This is a genomic window from Pseudomonas sp. GW460-LB5, assembly GCF_059423245.1.
This window is the reverse complement of record NZ_JBWKXT010000018.1, coordinates 1-17,488: the sequence shown is the minus strand read 5'-3', so window position 1 is coordinate 17,488 and position 17,488 is coordinate 1. Positions and strand designations below refer to the sequence as shown.

Annotated in this window: 12 protein-coding genes; all 12 read left to right on the top strand. The window is 62.7% G+C overall.

Annotation, left to right across the window (positions count from 1 at the left end; translation table 11 throughout):
* The first annotated feature begins 57 nt into the window (after positions 1–57).
* The gene (locus tag AC07XM_RS13190) at positions 58–1,224 is read left to right on the top strand and encodes a class I SAM-dependent methyltransferase (RefSeq protein ID WP_224372372.1); all 1,167 of its coding nucleotides are present in this window, start codon (positions 58–60) and stop codon (positions 1,222–1,224) included.
* A gap of 5 nt (positions 1,225–1,229) precedes the next feature.
* A complete protein-coding gene (locus AC07XM_RS13185) occupies positions 1,230–2,171 on the top strand; it encodes an FkbM family methyltransferase (RefSeq protein WP_224372370.1) in 942 nt (313 codons plus the stop codon).
* Positions 2,168–3,571 carry a glycosyltransferase family 2 protein gene (locus AC07XM_RS13180; protein WP_023047007.1) on the top strand — a complete coding sequence of 468 codons (1,404 nt, stop codon included), beginning with the start codon at positions 2,168–2,170 and terminating at the stop codon, positions 3,569–3,571. Before AC07XM_RS13185 ends, AC07XM_RS13180 begins: the two co-directional genes overlap by 4 nt.
* Positions 3,572–3,649: 78 nt before the next feature.
* Complete coding sequence (locus tag AC07XM_RS13175; RefSeq protein WP_256596921.1) at positions 3,650–8,512, top strand: glycosyltransferase; 4,863 nt, start codon at positions 3,650–3,652, stop codon at positions 8,510–8,512.
* Between the two features lie 211 nt (positions 8,513–8,723).
* Positions 8,724–9,941: a sensor histidine kinase gene (locus tag AC07XM_RS13170; protein WP_060519401.1), complete on the top strand. Its 1,218-nt coding sequence runs from the start codon at positions 8,724–8,726 to the stop codon at positions 9,939–9,941.
* A complete protein-coding gene (locus AC07XM_RS13165) occupies positions 9,941–11,296 on the top strand; it encodes a sigma-54-dependent transcriptional regulator (protein ID WP_102688982.1) in 1,356 nt (451 codons plus the stop codon). Before AC07XM_RS13170 ends, AC07XM_RS13165 begins: the two co-directional genes overlap by 1 nt.
* A 229-nt stretch (positions 11,297–11,525) precedes the next feature.
* The gene (gene fliE / locus AC07XM_RS13160; protein ID WP_003254438.1) at positions 11,526–11,858 is read left to right on the top strand and encodes a flagellar hook-basal body complex protein FliE; all 333 of its coding nucleotides are present in this window, start codon (positions 11,526–11,528) and stop codon (positions 11,856–11,858) included.
* A gap of 15 nt (positions 11,859–11,873) precedes the next feature.
* Positions 11,874–13,652 (top strand): flagellar basal-body MS-ring/collar protein FliF, encoded by a 1,779-nt coding sequence (gene fliF / locus AC07XM_RS13155; protein WP_016488433.1) that lies wholly within the window; start codon positions 11,874–11,876, stop codon positions 13,650–13,652.
* A complete protein-coding gene (gene fliG / locus AC07XM_RS13150) occupies positions 13,645–14,664 on the top strand; it encodes a flagellar motor switch protein FliG (RefSeq protein WP_016488432.1) in 1,020 nt (339 codons plus the stop codon). Before fliF ends, fliG begins: the two co-directional genes overlap by 8 nt.
* Before the next feature lie 164 nt (positions 14,665–14,828).
* Positions 14,829–15,623 carry a flagellar assembly protein FliH gene (fliH, locus tag AC07XM_RS13145; RefSeq protein WP_016488431.1) on the top strand — a complete coding sequence of 265 codons (795 nt, stop codon included), beginning with the start codon at positions 14,829–14,831 and terminating at the stop codon, positions 15,621–15,623.
* Positions 15,613–16,968 carry a flagellar protein export ATPase FliI gene (gene fliI / locus AC07XM_RS13140; protein ID WP_060519404.1) on the top strand — a complete coding sequence of 452 codons (1,356 nt, stop codon included), beginning with the start codon at positions 15,613–15,615 and terminating at the stop codon, positions 16,966–16,968. The genes fliH and fliI overlap by 11 nt, the downstream gene beginning before the upstream one ends.
* Before the next feature lie 6 nt (positions 16,969–16,974).
* Positions 16,975–17,424, top strand: coding sequence for a flagellar export protein FliJ (fliJ, locus tag AC07XM_RS13135; RefSeq protein ID WP_016488429.1), 450 nt, complete (start codon positions 16,975–16,977; stop codon positions 17,422–17,424).
* Positions 17,425–17,488: the final 64 nt, after the last annotated feature.

The following is a 17,488-nucleotide window of genomic DNA, read 5'->3' as shown; positions in this document are numbered from 1 at the left end:
GTTATTGTTGCGTCTTCTGTTTTGGCAAGGCCGTTCGTAAAGTTCAGGGTAGGCGATATGAGAGCGTGTGAAATTTGTGGCGCAAGCCATCCGGAGCAATTGCACCGTCAGCATTTTCTGTTCCCGGGGCTTCCCCAGGCAGTCCATTACGATGTGGTGGCCTGTCGGAACTGCGGTTTTGCCTACGCCAGCGACATTCCGGATCAGTCGGCGCTCGATCAGTTCTATCAGAACGTCGAGCATCACCTGCATACTGACCTGCCGCCCGGATTGGCGCGGATTCATGGGGATTTTTTCCACTTCGTCGAGCAGTATGCAGACTTGGCAAGCGACGCTCGCATCCTCGATATCGGTTCGGGCATGGGGCATTTCCTTGCACATTTCCAGCAGGCCGGCTTCCAGCGGCTACTCGGTATGGAACCTAGCCCGGCTGCTGCCAAGCTGGCGCGCGAAATCTACGGGGTGGAGATCAGAAGCGCGACCGTGGATGCTTTCGTCACTGAAGAGCGCTTCCAGTTGATCAGTCTTTGCGGCGTGCTGGAGCATATTGCCGACCTGCGCAACAGCCTGGCGAAGATTGCGGCGCTGCTGGCGGATGACGGCTATCTGTTCATCGCTGTTCCCGATGCCGAAGCCTTCGGCAAGACGCCGCCGGCTGAGCCCTTCCTCGAGTTTGCACTGGAACACATCAACTTCTTCAGTGCTGCCAGCCTCGACAACCTGCTGGCGGCTAACGGCTTCGAGAAAGTGACGGTGATCTCCCAGCACAACGATTTCTACGACAACCATTACCTGCTGGCCATGTACCGCAAGACCAGCCCGGCCGCGAAGCGTTTCACGGTTGATGCTGTGGCGGCTGCCAGCCTGCTCAGTTATGTCGAGCTTTCACGGCAGGTATTGCGCCCGGTGGAAGCGCTGGCCCAGCAACTGGAGGCCAGTGCTGAGCCGGTGCTGATCTGGGGTGCTGGCGCGCTTACCAGCCGGTTGCTCTGCGATACCCGGCTGGGCAAGGCCAATATCTGCGGCATCGTCGACCGGAACAGGAACCTGCAGGGCAAATCCCTGCTCGGTTTGACCATTACCGGCCCCGATGAGCTGGCGCAGCACCAGGGGGCCACGGTCTTCATTGCCAGTACCACTTACGCTGCAGAGATCCGCGACACACTGACCCAGCAACATCACTGGCGCGGCAGAATCCTCAGCCTCGCAACCGGAGCCCGGTAATGCCGATGAACACGCTCAACCACATCCGTACGGCCTATGAGGCCGGGGGCTCTGCCAAGCAGGATTACATCGAAGCCATTCACGCGCGGCACACCAGCCTGTTCGAGTACCCTGAGTTTATCGCCGGTACCGATGTGGAGTCTTTGCGCATTCTGCCAGAGGGCATCTTCGTGCGTTCCCGCTCGCAGCAGATCGAGTTGTTTGTGGACCCCCAGGACCAGCATCTGGTGCCCTGCACCCTGATGAACTTCCGTGCCTATGAAACACAGGAAACCGAGTTCCTCAAAGCCATAACCCAGGAAAACGCGGTGATTCTGGACATCGGCGCCAATTGCGGCTGGTATGCCCTGGCGCTGGCTCGGCATTGCCCGTCGGCGCGGATTTACGCCTTCGAACCGATCCCCCATACCCATGAGATTCTCGAGCGCAACATCCGCCACAACGGCTTGTTCAACATAGAGGCGCACCGGCTGGCCTTTTCCAACCAGCAGGCGACGCTGGAGTTTCTTTACACGCCCAACTGCTCCGGCGCCACTTCCCAGGTACTGGCCGGGCAACCCGGCCGCCAGGAAAGTCTTCAGAAGGTATGCTGCCCGGCCACGACGCTGGATAGCTTTTGCGCCCAGCATGAGCTGGCGCCCCAGCTCATCAAGTGCGATGTGGAAGGGGCGGAGTTGATGGTGATCCAGGGCGGCGAGGCGATGCTCGCCCAACACAAGCCTGTGATTCTGATCGAACTGTTGAGGAAGTGGGCCAGGAAGTTTGACTACCACCCCAATGAGGTCGTGGAACGGCTTGGTCGTCTTGGCTATCAGGCCTATACCCTGAGCAACGAGGGACTACGTCCATGCCCGGGCATTGACGAGCAAACCCAGGAAACCAATTTCGTCTTTCTACACGGGCAGAAGCACCGTGATATTCCTGACCTGGTGCGCGCCTTACCATGAAACCCGCCATTCCGCCGCTGACTGTTGCCCTGCTGACTTACAATCGGGTGCACTACTTGGAGCAGTCCATTGCTGCCGTGCTCGGGCAGAGCTATGAGCATTTTGAACTGCTGGTTCTCGACAATAACAGCAGTGACGGGACTGCGCAGTTCATCCTCGGCTTGCAGGACCCGCGAATCCGTTATGTCAGGAACGCCAGCAATGTTTCCACCGTGGAGTTCAACTGCCTTTCGGCTTATCACCTTGCCTTGGGGCATCGGGTGATTGTGACCCACGACGATGACATCATGGAGCGCGATATGCTGGAGCGGCAGATGCGTTTCATGGACTGCCACCCTGAGGTGCGGATGGTATGGACGCGCGTCAGCGACATCGATCAGGATGGCCATGCGCTGGTCGACGGCAGCGCCATGCTCGGCTCGGAGCGGGTTTTCGCGCCCGGGGAATACGTCAGCAGTTTCCTCAAGGAGCGGCTGTGGCCGATGCCCAGCGGCGTGATGCTGGAGCGGGCCGTACTGCCCAAGTCCTATGCGGTACACCGCTACCTCGGCGACGCTCCTCGCAAGCAGACAAAGGACGCGGCGGGCATCGAGGACGTGCTGTTACCGGCGCGCATCAACCGCCGGCATGCCATAGGCTACCTTGACCAACCATTGCTGCGCCGTCGCGTGCATACCAAGCAGTTCTCCCATGTGGCAAGCCTGTCGCTGCCAGGCGTCGCCCTCTATCAAGGGCTCAAACGCATCGCCAAGGGTGTGCCCGGTATGCAGGCAGAGGCTCTGCATTTCGATGCCTGCACAGCGCGCTTCGAAATTCAGGAGGCGATTACCACCCAGCCGGGCAGGGCAATCAGCAAGGGCGTTCTGAGCAAAACCGGCAAAGCTGCCGCGAACCTGCAGCGCAATATGCAGCAAGCACCCGACGCCTTTCTGGCGGGCTTGCCTGTGGTTCTGCTTGCCCAGTTTCTATCGTTGACTGAACAAACAAGCCAGCTGGAGAAACTGTCGGTCTGCGGACATGCCGGCGCAACCCAGAAACTCCTGAGCTGGGCGCGCAGAGCTAGTGAGAGTCCATCGGCGAGCATTCTCGCCAGCCTGGAGGGGCGCCGAATCATCATCTTTGGCAGCGCCTTCATCGCTGCGCTGCTGATTCTTGAAGCCGAGAAGAGCAGCAGCCAGGTCGTTGCCTGCATCGATTCCAACCTCAACCGCCAGGGCAATCAAATGCTTGGCGTACCCATTCAGCCGCTGGCCTGGATAAGCGAACAGGTCGGGGCGGACGATGTCGTGATCATCAGTTCCGAGCGCGACCATGAACATTACATCGAAGCGATCATTCGCCAACATCTCAGGACGCAGGCGCGCATCGTGTCCTGGAAAGAACTGGCTGAATCCGCGTGATTCAGGGCATACCGGCTGCGTGCCGACAGGCGCCGCATTGCCTGCAGCAAGCGAGCAACAATTTAGGGGAGTGACAGCATGACGAATTGGGCTTTGATCGCGGGTGGTCGTTGTATCGGGCAACCTTGGCGGGTACGGGTTGCCGGCTATTGCCTGGGCGATCAGCAGGCATTCCTGCTGTCCGATGCTGATTGGCAAGCACTGAAGGGGCAATTGCCGCTGGAGCCCCTGGCGGTCTATGGCGTCAGCAACGGAATCTGGTTCGAACGGGCTACCAGTGCCGAAGATGAGGCCGATGCTGTCCTGCTGATTGCCCATCCGCGCCAGGCTCAGTTGCCGTTGCAGTTGCCAGCGCAGGCGCAACGGTATCTGCTCCTGCGTAATGCCGAGCAGTCGGAGGCGCTGCAAGAAGACGCGTCTTTCAGTAAAGTGTTGGTCCAGGCATGGTCAGGGCGTACGGCTCATTCGCGGACCTACATCGGCAGTTTGAGGCTTGCTGATGGCGATGGGCTCGAATTGCAAGCGTGGCCAATTACGCGGGAAGCGCAAGACCGTGATCACTCCCGCAATTACCACTGCTCGGCAGACTACTGGCTTTATCAGGTAACCTGCGCCATCGCCGATGATGCGGCCGCCGTACGCCACGTCGAGCCGCTGCTGAGCGTAGTCATCCCCACCTACAACTACGGGCGTTATCTGGCCCAGTGTGTTCAGTCGGTGCTCGATCAGGGTGTGGACAATATCGAGATCCTGGTCCTGGACAACGCTTCCACGGACGATACCGCTGAGGTAATGGCGGCATTCGCGAGCAACCCGAAAGTGCGTTACATCCGTAACCGATACAATTACGGCCCGGGTTACAACTGGCGAAATGGCTTGCGTATCGCACAGGGGCGTTATTTCACGTTCCTTTCCGCCGATGACTATTTCAACCCGGGGCACCTGACGCGTTTGCTGCCCACGCTGGAAAACAATCCCAACGTTGCAGTGGGCTATACCGGCATTCGCTGGGTCGATGGTGCCGGGCAGCCCTTGAACCGGTCTCGCCATCCGGGATACCGCAATGGCGATTACGTAGGCGACCGCAATGAAGTCGCTGATCTGTTGATCCACGACCTTTACATGACGCCCTCGGCGGTAATCTACCGGCGTGAAGCGTTTTGCAGTGTCTGGAAGCCGGGGAACACCTACGGTGCTGGTGACTGGGAAATGGTCGTGCAGATGGCGGAGCGTTACCCCGATTTCGCCTACGTCGACATGCCGGGTGTCAGCTATCGCTGGCATGGTGCGCAGTATTCGAGCGGGTTTTATGCCTCCAGCGAGCCATTGATGGGGCACCTGGCCATTGTCGAAGGCGTATTCGAGCGCAATGCGCAGCATCACCTTCACGGGCGTGAGCGCGAGGTGGCGGGGCACCTCAAGCGGCGTCTGGATCTGTATCCTGACGAGCAGGGTTCCGAGCTGGGGGCCCGGGCGCGCCGGCTTTGCGAGCGCCTGGAAGAACAGGCGCGGCAGCAAGATGAGACGTTGTTCTCTGTTATCCTGACCACCTACAACCGCCCGCAATTGCTCAAGGATGCGCTGGACAGCATTGCTCATCAGTCCTTCAAGGACCTTGACGTCATCCTGGTCAATGACAACGGTGACCCGGTCGAGTCGCTGCTGGCTGAGTACGATTTCCCTGTCACGTACATCCGCCAAGGCCGTAATCGCGGCCCTGCCGCAGCCCGTAATACCGCGTTGCACGTGGCCCGGGGTCGGTACGTCGTGTATCTGGACGACGACGACCTCTACCTGCCTGACCATCTTGAAACATTGGCCAAAGCGCTGGATGCCCACCCCGACAGTGTGGTGTACACGGATGCAGTCTTCATTCAGGAAACCATTGCGGCAGGCAAGCGGACCGAGGTGTCGCGTGAACAACGCTATCCACACGAGGCCTACTCGCGAGAGCGTTTGCTTGTAAACAACTACATCCCGATCAACACCTTTGCCTGCCCGCGCGCGCTTGCCCTCGCCGTGGGGGACTTCGACGAGTCGCTGGCAGGGCTGGAGGATTGGGATTTCCTCATGCGCCTGAGTGCGCGAAGCGCTTTCCATCATGTGCGCAGCGAGACGGTGGAAGTCCGTATGCGCCGGGACGACAATGCACCTGCACGACGCTCCGAGCAGGCGCTGAAAGATTACCCAGCGCTTTATCGCGAGTTGTATGCGCGCCATGGCGACGTTGGCAGTGAAGAAGTACAGCGCGGGCGCCAGCAAATGCTGGAGCATCTGGGTGGCAAGCCCAAGGCGTTGACACTGCAAACCTGGCTGGCCGAACGCGTTCCGGATGCCATGCAAAGCCGCATGATCCAACAGCGTCTGCTCGGTAACCAGGGCGGCCCTGTGATCGGCATTATCGTAGTGGACGCTGATGGGCGCGCAGATTCATTAAAGGCCTCTCTGCAAAGCCTGAATAGCGATCACTGCCTTTATCACTCGTTGAAAATTGTGGCGCTGACGCCGGGCGAGGCACCCGCGACTTCGGCGCAGGACAAGCTGCATTTCCTGCGTTTGACCGATGCCAGTCTGGGCGATCAGCTGAACCAGGCAGTTCAGGCGGGTGAGTTCGACTGGTTCATGCTGGTAGAGGCGGGGAGTGAGTTCACTGCGAGCGGCTTGCTGATTGCCGCGCTTGATCTGTTGGCGGCGCCAGGCTGTCGTGCCGTATATGGCGATGAAGGGTTGCGTTTCGATGGGGCGGAAATGGGCGCCGCGCTGCGCCCTGATCTCAACCTTGATCTGCTGCTCAGTTTGCCGGCAAGCCTGTCACGCCATTGGCTGTTCAACCGTCAGGTGTGGCTGGAGATGGGGGGCTTCCGCCAGGAGGCCGGCCAGGCATTCGAGCTGGATTACATTCTGCGCCTTATCGAGTCTGCCGGTTTCGAGGGGTTGGGGCATATCAGCGAGCCGTTGTTGGTCTGTGATGCCCCGTCGCTGCGCGACTGCCCGGACGAGCGTGGTGTCATTCAGCGCCATCTGCAGACCCGCGGCTTTGCCCACGCCCGCGTCGGGTCTCGTCTGCCCGGTCGTTATGATCTCGACTATGGCGCCCCCGGTGACGCACCGGTCAGCATCCTGATTCTGCTCCAGGGCAACAGCACCGAGCGGGTGCAGCGTTGCATGGAAACCATTCTGGAGAAGACAACCTATCGAAACTACGAGGTGCTGCTGCTGGCGCGTGATAATGCCAGCCCGGCAGTAAACAGCTGGCTCGACAACGTTGCCCGGCTTGGCACCGATGCCATTCGTTGCATGCGATTCCCGGCAGGCATGGCGCCTGTGCAAATGCGCAACCAGGCTGCCGGGCAGGCCCGTGGTGATTTCTTGCTGTGGCTGGACGAAGGCGCAGCGGTGCTCGATAACGATTGGTTGCAGCAGATGCTCAACCACGGCATGCGCCAGGAAGTCGGCGTAGTGGGGGCCAAACTGGTGGCGGGGGACGCCACCATCAGCCATGCCGGTTACGTGCTTGGCCTGAATGGCCCTGTTGGCGAAGCCTTTGCTGGTCAGCCGATGGACGCGTCCGGCTATCTGCAGCGCCTGCAAATCGATCAGAACTATGTCGCAGTCAGCGGCAAGTGCTTGCTGGTGAGCAAAAGCCTGTTCCTGGAGGCAGGCGGTTTCGACGAGGCGCCCGAGTTGCAGCGCTGGACGGATGTTGATCTGTGCCTGCGCCTGCACCGTGGCGGCTACCTGAACGTGTGGACGCCGCGTGTGCAGTTGCTGCTCAGTGAGGATGCTGTAACGCCGGCCACCGCCGCAGAAGAAGATGCGTTGTATGACCGCTGGCTGCCTGTATTGGCACGCGACCCGCTCCACAACCCGAATTTCTCGCTGTCTTCCAACAATGGCCTCGGCCTGGCGCCCTCCGGTCTGAGCTGGCGACCGTTGTCGTCCTGGAACCCGCTGCCGACTGTCCTTGCCCATGCGGCGGACAGAGGGGGGTGTGGCAACTACCGGGTCATTCAGCCGCTGGATACGCTCAACCGCGAGGGGCTGGCCGAGGGGGTGGTGGCGTGGAATTATCTGGCGCCAGCGGAGCTTGAGCGCTATCAGCCGGACAGCATCATCCTGCAGCGCCAGGTGGGCGACGAGCAGATTGAGCACATGCGCCGGATGCACGCATTTTCGCGGGCCTTCAAGGTCTTCGAGCTGGACGACTATCTGCCCAACCTGCCACTCAAGAGCGTGCACAGGGCGCACATGCCCAAGGACATTCTGCGCTCTCTGCGTCGCGGCCTGGCCTATGTGGACCGCTTTGTCGTCTCCACCCAGCCGCTGGCCGAGGCCTTCGCAGGCCTGCATGGCGATATCCGGGTGGTGCACAACACGCTGGACACCCGCTACTGGAAAGACCTCAAAGCCCTGCGCCGGCAGTCGCGCAAACCGCGTGTCGGCTGGGCGGGTGGGGCGAGCCACACGGGCGACCTGGAAGTGATCGCGGACGTGGTCAAGGAATTGGCCAATGAGGTGGAGTGGGTGTTCTTCGGCATGTGCCCGGACAAGCTGCGGCCTTATGTTCATGAGTTCCACCCGAGTGTCTCGATTGAGCAATACCCCGCGACGCTGGCCAGGATGAACCTGGACCTGGCCCTGGCGCCCGTCGAACAGAACCTGTTCAACGAGTGCAAGAGCAACCTGCGCCTGCTGGAGTACGGCGCCTGTGGTTTCCCGGTGATCGCCAGCGACCTGCGTTGCTACCAGGGCTACAGCGATTTGCCGGTCACACTGGTGAAAAACCGTTTCCGAGGCTGGGTAGATGCCATTCGCATGCACATCTCGGATCTGGACGCCACGGCCAAGGCCGGTGATGCGCTGCGCGATGCAGTGCTGGGCGGCTGGATGCTCGAAGGTGACAACCTGAGCAACTGGCGCAAGGCCTGGCTGCCGGACTGATACATCGCCGTAGGCTTGGGCCGGCCTCTTCGCGGGCTTGCCCGCTCCCATAGGTACAGTACAGGGCTTAAACCCATGCTGGCCCCGTGGGAGCGGGCAAGCCCGCGAAGAGGCCGGCACAGGCAACTCAAATCCCCATCTCCGGCACGGCTATTGCTACACCGCTGGCAACACACCGTTTTTATGACGGTCAGCCACGCGAGAGAGCACGATGCCCCAGGCCGCCCACGTAACCCGAGCCCCCAATCAGCAGGGGCATGCCCCGATCGAGCAGGACAGCCACCAGGGTATCGAGCACGCCTTCGCCCTGTTCAACCAGGTGTCCAGCCAACTCAGCCAGTCCTACAGCCTGCTCGAAGCCCGGGTCAGTGAGCTGAAAGGCGAGCTGGCGGTGGTCAGTGCGCAGCGCATCGAAGAACTCAGCGAAAAGGAACGCCTGGCCAACCGCCTGCAGAACCTGCTGGACCTGCTGCCTGGCGGGGTAATCGTGATCGATGGTCATGGCCTTGTACGTGAAGCCAACCCGGCTGCCTGCGAACTGCTCGGCGAGCCGCTGATCGGCGAATTGTGGCGCCAGGTAATCGCCCGCAGCTTTGCGCCGCGCAAGGACGATGGCCATGAAATCTCGCTGCGCGATGGCCGCCGCCTGTCGATCTCCACCCGCTCGCTGGATGCCGAACCCGGCCAACTCGTGCTGCTCAACGACCTGACTGAAACCCGTCGCCTGCAAGACCAACTGGCCCGCCACGAGCGCCTGTCATCGCTGGGGCGGATGGTCGCCTCGCTGGCCCACCAGATTCGCACGCCGCTGTCGGCAGCCATGCTCTATGCCAGCCACCTGGCCGATAGCGAGCAAGCGTTGAGCGCGGAAACCCGCCAGCGTTTCGCCGGTACCTTGAAGGAGCGCCTGCACGAGCTGGAGCATCAGGTGCGCGACATGCTGGTGTTCGCCCGTGGCGAGTTGCCGCTGGGTGACCGGGTTACCCCAAAAGCCCTTTTCCAGGCCCTGCAGCAGGCGGCCCAGGCCCATGTGCAGGGGCACGCTGTGCGCTGGCAGTGCGACAGCCATCTGGGTGAGCTGCTGTGCAATCGCGATACCTTGGTCGGTGCCTTGCTCAACCTGATCGAGAATGCCCTGCAGGCCAGCGACAGCCCGGCGCGGTTGAAGGTGCACCTGTTCCGCCGCGAGCGCACCTTGCAGCTGTGCGTAAGTGATGCGGGCAGTGGTATCGACGCCGGGTTGTTGGCGCGTCTGGGTGAGCCGTTCCTGACTACCAAAGCCACTGGCACCGGCCTTGGCCTGGCGGTGGTCCAGGCCGTGGTGCGTGCCCATCAGGGCCGTTTGCATCTGCGCTCGAAAGTGGGCCGTGGCACCTGCGTGCGGGTAGAGCTGCCGTTGATCGACGGGCAATTGGCGGAGGGGGTGTAATGGCAATCAAGGTGCTGCTGGTCGAGGACGACCGCGTATTGCGCCAGGCGCTGGGCGATACCCTGGAAATCGGCGGTTTCGCCTACCAGGCGGTGGGCAGCGCTGAGGAAGCGCTGGAGGCGGTGCTGGATGATGCCTTCAGCCTGGTGGTCAGCGATGTGAACATGCCCGGTATGGACGGGCACCAGTTGCTGAGCCAGTTGCGCCGTCAGCAGCCCCAGTTGCCGGTGCTGTTGATGACGGCGCACGCCGCCGTCGAGCGTGCCGTCGAGGCCATGCGCCAGGGGGCTGCCGACTATCTGGTCAAGCCGTTCGAGCCCAAGGCGCTGCTCAGCCTGGTCGAGCGGCATGCCGCGGGGCGGGTGGTCGCCGAAGAAGGCCCGGTGGCCTGCGAGCCGGCCAGCCGCCAGTTGCTGGAGCTGGCCGCGCGCGTGGCGCGCAGTGATTCGACTGTGCTGATTTCCGGGGAATCCGGCACCGGCAAGGAAGTGCTTGCACGTTACATCCACCAGCAATCGCAGCGGGCAGCGCAGCCCTTCGTGGCAATCAACTGCGCGGCCATCCCCGACAACATGCTCGAAGCTACCTTGTTTGGCCATGAAAAGGGTGCCTTCACCGGTGCTATCGCTGCCCAGGCCGGCAAGTTCGAGCAGGCCGAAGGGGGCACCTTGTTGCTCGACGAAATTTCGGAAATGCCAATGGCCTTGCAGGCCAAGCTGCTGCGCGTGTTGCAGGAGCGCGAGGTGGAGCGGGTCGGCGGGCGCAAGCCGATCAGCCTGGACATCCGTGTGCTGGCCACGACCAACCGCGACCTTGCTGGCGAAGTGGCCGCCGGGCGTTTCCGTGAAGACCTGTACTACCGCCTGTCAGTGTTCCCCCTGGCCTGGTGCCCATTGCGTGAGCGCCCGGGCGATATCTTGCAACTGGCCGAGCGCCTGCTGGCGCGCCACGCGGCCAAGATGAAACACGCCCCGGTGCGCCTGTCGCCGCAGGCCCGGGCTTGCCTGCAGGCCTATGCCTGGCCGGGCAACGTGCGCGAACTCGACAACGCGCTTCAGCGGGCGCTGATCCTGCAGCAGGGCGGGGTGATCGAGGCGGCGGATTTCTGTCTGGCAGGCGCCATTCCATTGTCAGCTGGCACAGAGCCATCACCTGGAGTGTCAGTCGAGGCCAGCGGGCTGGGCGATGACATGCGTTGCCATGAGTACCAGATGATCATCGACACCCTGCGCGCCGAGCGCGGTCGGCGCAAAGAGGCGGCCGAACGGCTGGGCATCAGCCCACGCACCTTGCGCTACAAGCTGGCGCAGATGCGCGATGCCGGGTTCGACGTCGAGGCCAGCCTGTTCGGCTGACACTGCGCCCCGCTGTGAATGGATACCACCCTGTGGGAGCGGGCATGCCCGCGAAGAACCCCACGCGGTGGCTGGCACCGGCTGCGCCGGTGTTCGCGGGCTCGCCCGCTCCCACAGGGGCCGCACCAACCCGTGAAGGTGATTGCCAAGGCTGGCACCTTTGTTGCTTTACGTAGGCTATTCGCCGCATGAGTGTCAAAAAAATGCGGCCGCAGGAGAGAGAAGGGTCATGAGCCAAGGTGTTGAATTCAATCGTCTGATGCTGGACATGCGGGCCATGCAGGCCGATGCCATGTCGCTGCCTAAGGTCACCGCAGCCCCCGAGCTGGCACCGGGGCAGAGTACCTTTGCCGACATGCTTGGCCAGGCCATCGGCAAGGTGCATGAGACGCAGCAGGCATCGACCCAACTGGCCAATGCCTTCGAGATCGGCAAGAGCGGCGTCGACCTGACTGACGTGATGATCGCTTCGCAAAAGGCCAGCGTGTCGATGCAGGCCATGACCCAGGTACGCAACAAGCTGGTCCAGGCGTATCAGGACATCATGCAGATGCCGGTTTGAGGACGGACGTAAACCATGGCTGAAGCAGTCGTCGACAACGCCCCCGCCAAGACGGGCCCGGCAGCGGCCAAGCGCCCGCTGCCAGGTATGTCGTTCCTGGAAAACATCGCGCAGATGCCCATGCTGCGCCAGGTCGGCCTCATGGTCGGCCTGGCGGCCAGCGTGGCGATCGGCTTTGCCGTGGTGCTGTGGTCGCAACAACCCGATTACCGTCCGCTGTACGGCAGCCTGTCGGGCATGGACACCAAGCAGGTCATGGACACCCTGGGTGCCGCTGATATCCCTTATAACGTTGAGCCCAACTCCGGTGCTCTGCTGGTCAAGGCCGACGACCTCTCCCGTGCGCGCCTGAAACTGGCGGCTGCCGGCGTAGCGCCCAGCGATGGCAATGTTGGCTTCGAACTGCTCGACAAGGAGCAAGGCCTGGGCACCAGCCAGTTCATGGAGGCCACGCGCTACCGCCGCAGCCTGGAAGGCGAGCTGGCGCGTACCGTTTCCAGCCTGAACAACGTGAAGGCCGCGCGCGTGCACCTGGCCATCCCGAAAAGCTCGGTGTTCGTGCGTGACGATCGCAAGCCCAGCGCCTCGGTGCTGGTCGAGCTGTACCCGGGCCGTGCCCTGGAGGCCGGTCAGGTGTTGGCCATCGTCAACCTGGTGGCGACCAGTGTGCCGGAGCTGGATAAATCCCAGGTCACCGTGGTCGACCAGAAGGGTAACTTGCTGTCCGAGCAGTTGCAGGACTCTGCCCTGACCGAAGCCGGCAAGCAGTACGACTACAGCCGCCGCATGGAAAGCATGCTCACCCAGCGCGTGCGCAACATCCTGCAGCCCGTGCTGGGCAATGACCGCTACAAGGCCGAAGTGTCTGCCGACCTGGACTTCAGTGCCGTCGAGTCGACCGCCGAGCAGTTCAACCCCGATCAGCCAGCATTGCGCAGCGAGCAGTCGGTTGAAGAGCAACGTGCCAGCAGCCAAGGCCCGCAAGGCGTGCCTGGTGCGCTGAGCAACCAGCCGCCAGGCGCCGCTTCGGCACCGCAAACCACCGGTGGCGCCGCTACCCCGGCCGCCGCCATTCAGCCTGGCCAGCCGCTGGTGGATGCCAACGGCCAGCAGGTCATGGACCCGGCCACCGGTCAGCCGATGCTCGCGCCGTACCCGTCGGACAAACGCCAGCAAAGCACCAAGAACTTCGAGCTGGACCGCTCCATCAGCCACACCCGTCAGCAGCAGGGGCGCATGACCCGCCTGTCGGTGGCGGTGGTCGTGGACGACCAGGTCAAGATCGACCCGGCCACCGGCAACACCAGCCGTGCGCCGTGGGCTGCCGAAGACCTGGCGCGCTTCACTCGCCTGGTGCAGGACGCGGTCGGCTTCGACGCCAGCCGTGGTGACAGCGTGACGGTGATCAACGTGCCATTTGCCGCCGACCGTGGCGAAGAAATCGCCGATATCGCCTTCTACCAGCAGCCGTGGTTCTGGGACATCGTCAAGCAAGTGCTGGGCGTGGTGTTCATTCTGGTGCTGGTGTTCGGCGTGCTGCGGCCGGTGCTTAACAACATCACAGGGGGCGGCAAGCAGGCGGCTTCCGATAGCGACATGGAGCTGGGCGGCATGGTGGGGTTGGATGGCGAACTGGCCAACGACCGCGTCAGCCTGGGTGGCCCGACAAGCATTCTGCTGCCTAGCCCGAGCGAGGGTTACGAGGCACAGCTCAACGCAATCAAAGGCCTGGTGGCCGAAGACCCGGGCCGTGTAGCCCAGGTCGTCAAAGACTGGATCAACGCCGATGAGTGATAACCGAGCCGTTACCGCCAAGCTGAGCCGCGTCGACAAAGCGGCAATCCTGTTGCTCTCGCTGGGCGAGACCGATGCGGCCCAGGTACTGCGGCACATGGGCCCCAAGGAAGTGCAGCGGGTGGGTGTGGCCATGGCGCAGATGGGTAATGTGCACCGTGACCAGGTGGAGCAGGTGATGAGCGAGTTCGTCGACATTGTCGGCGACCAGACCAGCCTGGGCGTGGGGTCCGATGCCTATATCCGCAAGATGCTCAACCAGGCGCTGGGCGAGGACAAGGCCAACGGCCTGGTCGACCGCATCCTGCTGGGTGGCAACACCAGCGGCCTGGACAGCCTGAAGTGGATGGAGCCGCGCGCCGTCGCCGACGTGATCCGCTACGAGCACCCGCAGATCCAGGCCATCGTGGTCGCTTACCTCGACCCTGACCAGGCGGGTGAAGTGCTGAGCAACTTCGACCACAAGGTGCGCCTGGACATCGTCCTGCGCGTGTCGTCGCTGAACACCGTGCAGCCGGCGGCGCTCAAAGAGCTGAACCAGATTCTGGAGAAGCAGTTCTCGGGCAACTCCAACGCCGCGCGCACCACCTTGGGCGGTATCAAGCGCGCTGCCGACATCATGAACTTCCTCGACAGCTCCGTGGAAGGTGCACTGATGGATGCGATCCGCGAAGTCGACAGCGACCTGTCGGAGCAGATCGAAGACCTGATGTTCGTCTTCAACAACCTGGCCGACGTCGACGACCGGGGTATCCAGGCGCTGCTGCGCGAAGTGTCGTCCGACGTGTTGGTGGTGTCGCTCAAGGGCGCCGACGAGCGGGTCAAGGACAAGATTTTCAAGAACATGTCCAAACGTGCCTCGGAACTGCTGCGCGACGACCTGGAGGCCAAAGGGCCGGTGCGGGTCAGCGACGTGGAAACGGCGCAGAAGGAAATCCTCACCATCGCCCGCCGCATGGCCGAGGCCGGCGAGATCGTGCTCGGCGGCAAGGGTGCCGAGGAAATGATCTGAGTCACTAGCGGCGGGCCTTGAGGGTTCTGTGTAGGAGCGGGCTTGCCCCGCGAACACCGGCAACGCCGGTGCCATGCACCGCGGCGCCTGCTTCGCGGGAAAAGCCCGCTCCCACAGGGGCCAGACCTGTATCCCTTTGAACAGGGTTGTGAGTACCTGAAAACATGTCCAGCAAAGAACATCACCCCAGCGACCTGATCCGCGCCCGCGACCTCGAGGGCGTGGACGTGTGGACGCTGCCCAGCTTCGACCCGGAGCCAGAGCCCGTACCCGAGCCTGAGCCGGAACCCGAGGCGGTCGAGGAAGAAATCGAGGAAGTGCCGCTGGAAGAAGTCCAGCCACTCACCCTGGAAGAGCTCGAGGCGATCCGCCAGGAAGCCTACAACGAAGGTTTCGCCACCGGCGAGCGAGAGGGCTTTCACAGCACCCAGCTCAAGGTCCGCCAAGAGGCCGAAGCGGCCCTGAAGGCCAAGCTCGACAGCCTCGAGCAACTGATGACCAACCTGATGGACCCGATCGCCGAGCAAGACACGCAGATCGAGAAAACCCTCGTTCACCTGGTGGCGCACATGACCCGCCAGGTGATTGGCCGCGAATTGCGCAACGACTCCAGCCAGATCACCCAGGTGCTGCGCGAAGCACTGAAGCTGCTGCCCATGGGGGCGGACAATATCCGCATTCACCTCAACCCGCAGGACTTCGAGCTGGTCAAGGCCCTGCGCGAACGCCATGAGGAAAACTGGCGGTTGCTGGAAGACAGCGCACTGCTACCGGGGGGCTGCCGTATCGAGACTGCCCATAGCCGCATTGATGCAACCATGGAAACGCGCATCGAGAAAACCGTGGCGCAGCTGTTCGACCAGTTGCACGATCATTCTCTGCACCCGGCGGCGCCAGACATGTCGGTAGACCTGGACGCCCCCGTCGAGCGTTCGGTGGAAAGCCCTGATGCACCTTAAGCGCACCAGCTTCGGCAAGCGCCTGGGCAGTTATGCCGAGGCCATCGCGCTGCCGACCCAACCCATCGTCGAAGGCCGCCTGCTGCGCATGGTCGGGCTCACCCTGGAGGCCGAAGGCCTGCGCGCTGCCGTGGGTAGCCGCTGCCTGGTAATCAACGACGACAGCTACCACCCGGTCCAGGTGGAAGCCGAAGTCATGGGGTTTGCCGGGCCCAAGGTGTTCCTCATGCCGGTCGGCAGCATTGTCGGTATCGCCCCCGGCGCCCGGGTGGTGCCGCTGGACGACGGCGGCCGATTGCCCATGGGCATGAGCATGCTCGGTCGGGTGCTGGATGGCGCCGGCCGTGCGCTGGATGGCAAGGGCGGGATGAAGGCTGAGGACTGGGTGCCGATGGATGGGCCGGTGATCAACCCGCTCAACCGTGACCCTATCAGCAAGCCGCTGGACGTGGGCATCCGCAGTATCAATGGTCTGCTGACCGTTGGTCGCGGCCAGCGCCTGGGCCTGTTCGCCGGTACCGGCGTGGGTAAGTCGGTGTTGCTGGGCATGATGACCCGCTTTACCGAAGCCGAAATCATCGTGGTTGGCCTGATCGGCGAACGGGGCCGCGAGGTGAAGGAATTCATCGAGCACATTCTGGGTGAGGAGGGCCTCAAGCGCTCGGTGGTGGTGGCTTCACCTGCCGATGATGCGCCGCTGATGCGCCTGCGTGCTGCCATGTATTGCACGCGCATTGCCGAGTACTTCCGTGACAAAGGCAAGAACGTGCTGTTGTTGATGGACTCGCTCACCCGTTTCGCCCAGGCCCAGCGGGAAATTGCCCTGGCCATCGGTGAGCCGCCGGCCACCCGTGGTTACCCGCCGTCGGTATTTGCCAAGCTGCCCAAGCTGGTGGAGCGGGCGGGCAATGGCGAGCCGGGCGGTGGGTCGATTACCGCGTTCTACACCGTATTGTCCGAAGGTGATGACCAGCAAGACCCCATCGCCGACTCGGCGCGCGGTGTACTCGACGGCCACTTCGTGCTGTCGCGCCGGTTGGCCGAAGAGGGCCATTACCCGGCCATCGACATCGAAGCCTCGATCAGCCGGGTGATGCCCCAGGTGGTCGACGCCGACCACTTGCGCCAGGCGCAAAAGTTCAAGCAACTGTGGTCGCGCCTGTCGCAAAGCCGCGACCTGATCAGCGTGGGCGCCTACGTGGCCGGCGGCGACCCGGAAACCGACCTGGCCATTGCCTTGCAATCCAGGCTTGTGGATTTTCTGCGCCAAGGCCTGCAGGAGAATGTGGGCATGGCGCAGAGCCGCGAACAGTTGGGGGCGATCTTCACGCCCCCGGCAGGCTGATAGGGCATGGCCCTGCCTGGGCGCGCGGCGCGCCTGACGCCGGTGGTGGGCATGGCCGAAGAGGCCGAGCGCAAGGCCGCCCAGCGCCTGGGGCATTTCCAGCAGCAAGTGGCCACGGCTCAGGCCAAGCTGGCCGAACTGGAGCGTTTTCGTGAGGATTACCAGCTGCAGTGGATCAACCGTGGCGGGCAGGGGGTAAATGGCAGCTGGCTGGTCAACTACCAGCGTTTTCTGGGGCAGCTTGAAACGGCCATGACCCAGCAGCGTCAGAGCCTGGTCTGGCACCAGAACAACCTCAACAATGCCCGTGGCATTTGGCAGCAGGCCTATGCCCGGGTAGAGGGGTTGCGCAAGCTGGTGCAGCGCTACATGGACGAAGCCCGGCGCGCCGAAGACAAGCGTGAGCAGCGGTTGCTGGACGAACTGTCGCAGCGCCTGCCCCGCCAAATCCTTTAGCCAAAGCCTTGCGCTGTGCCTTGTAGGAGCGGCCTTGTGCCGCGAAAGGGCCGCAGAGCGGCCC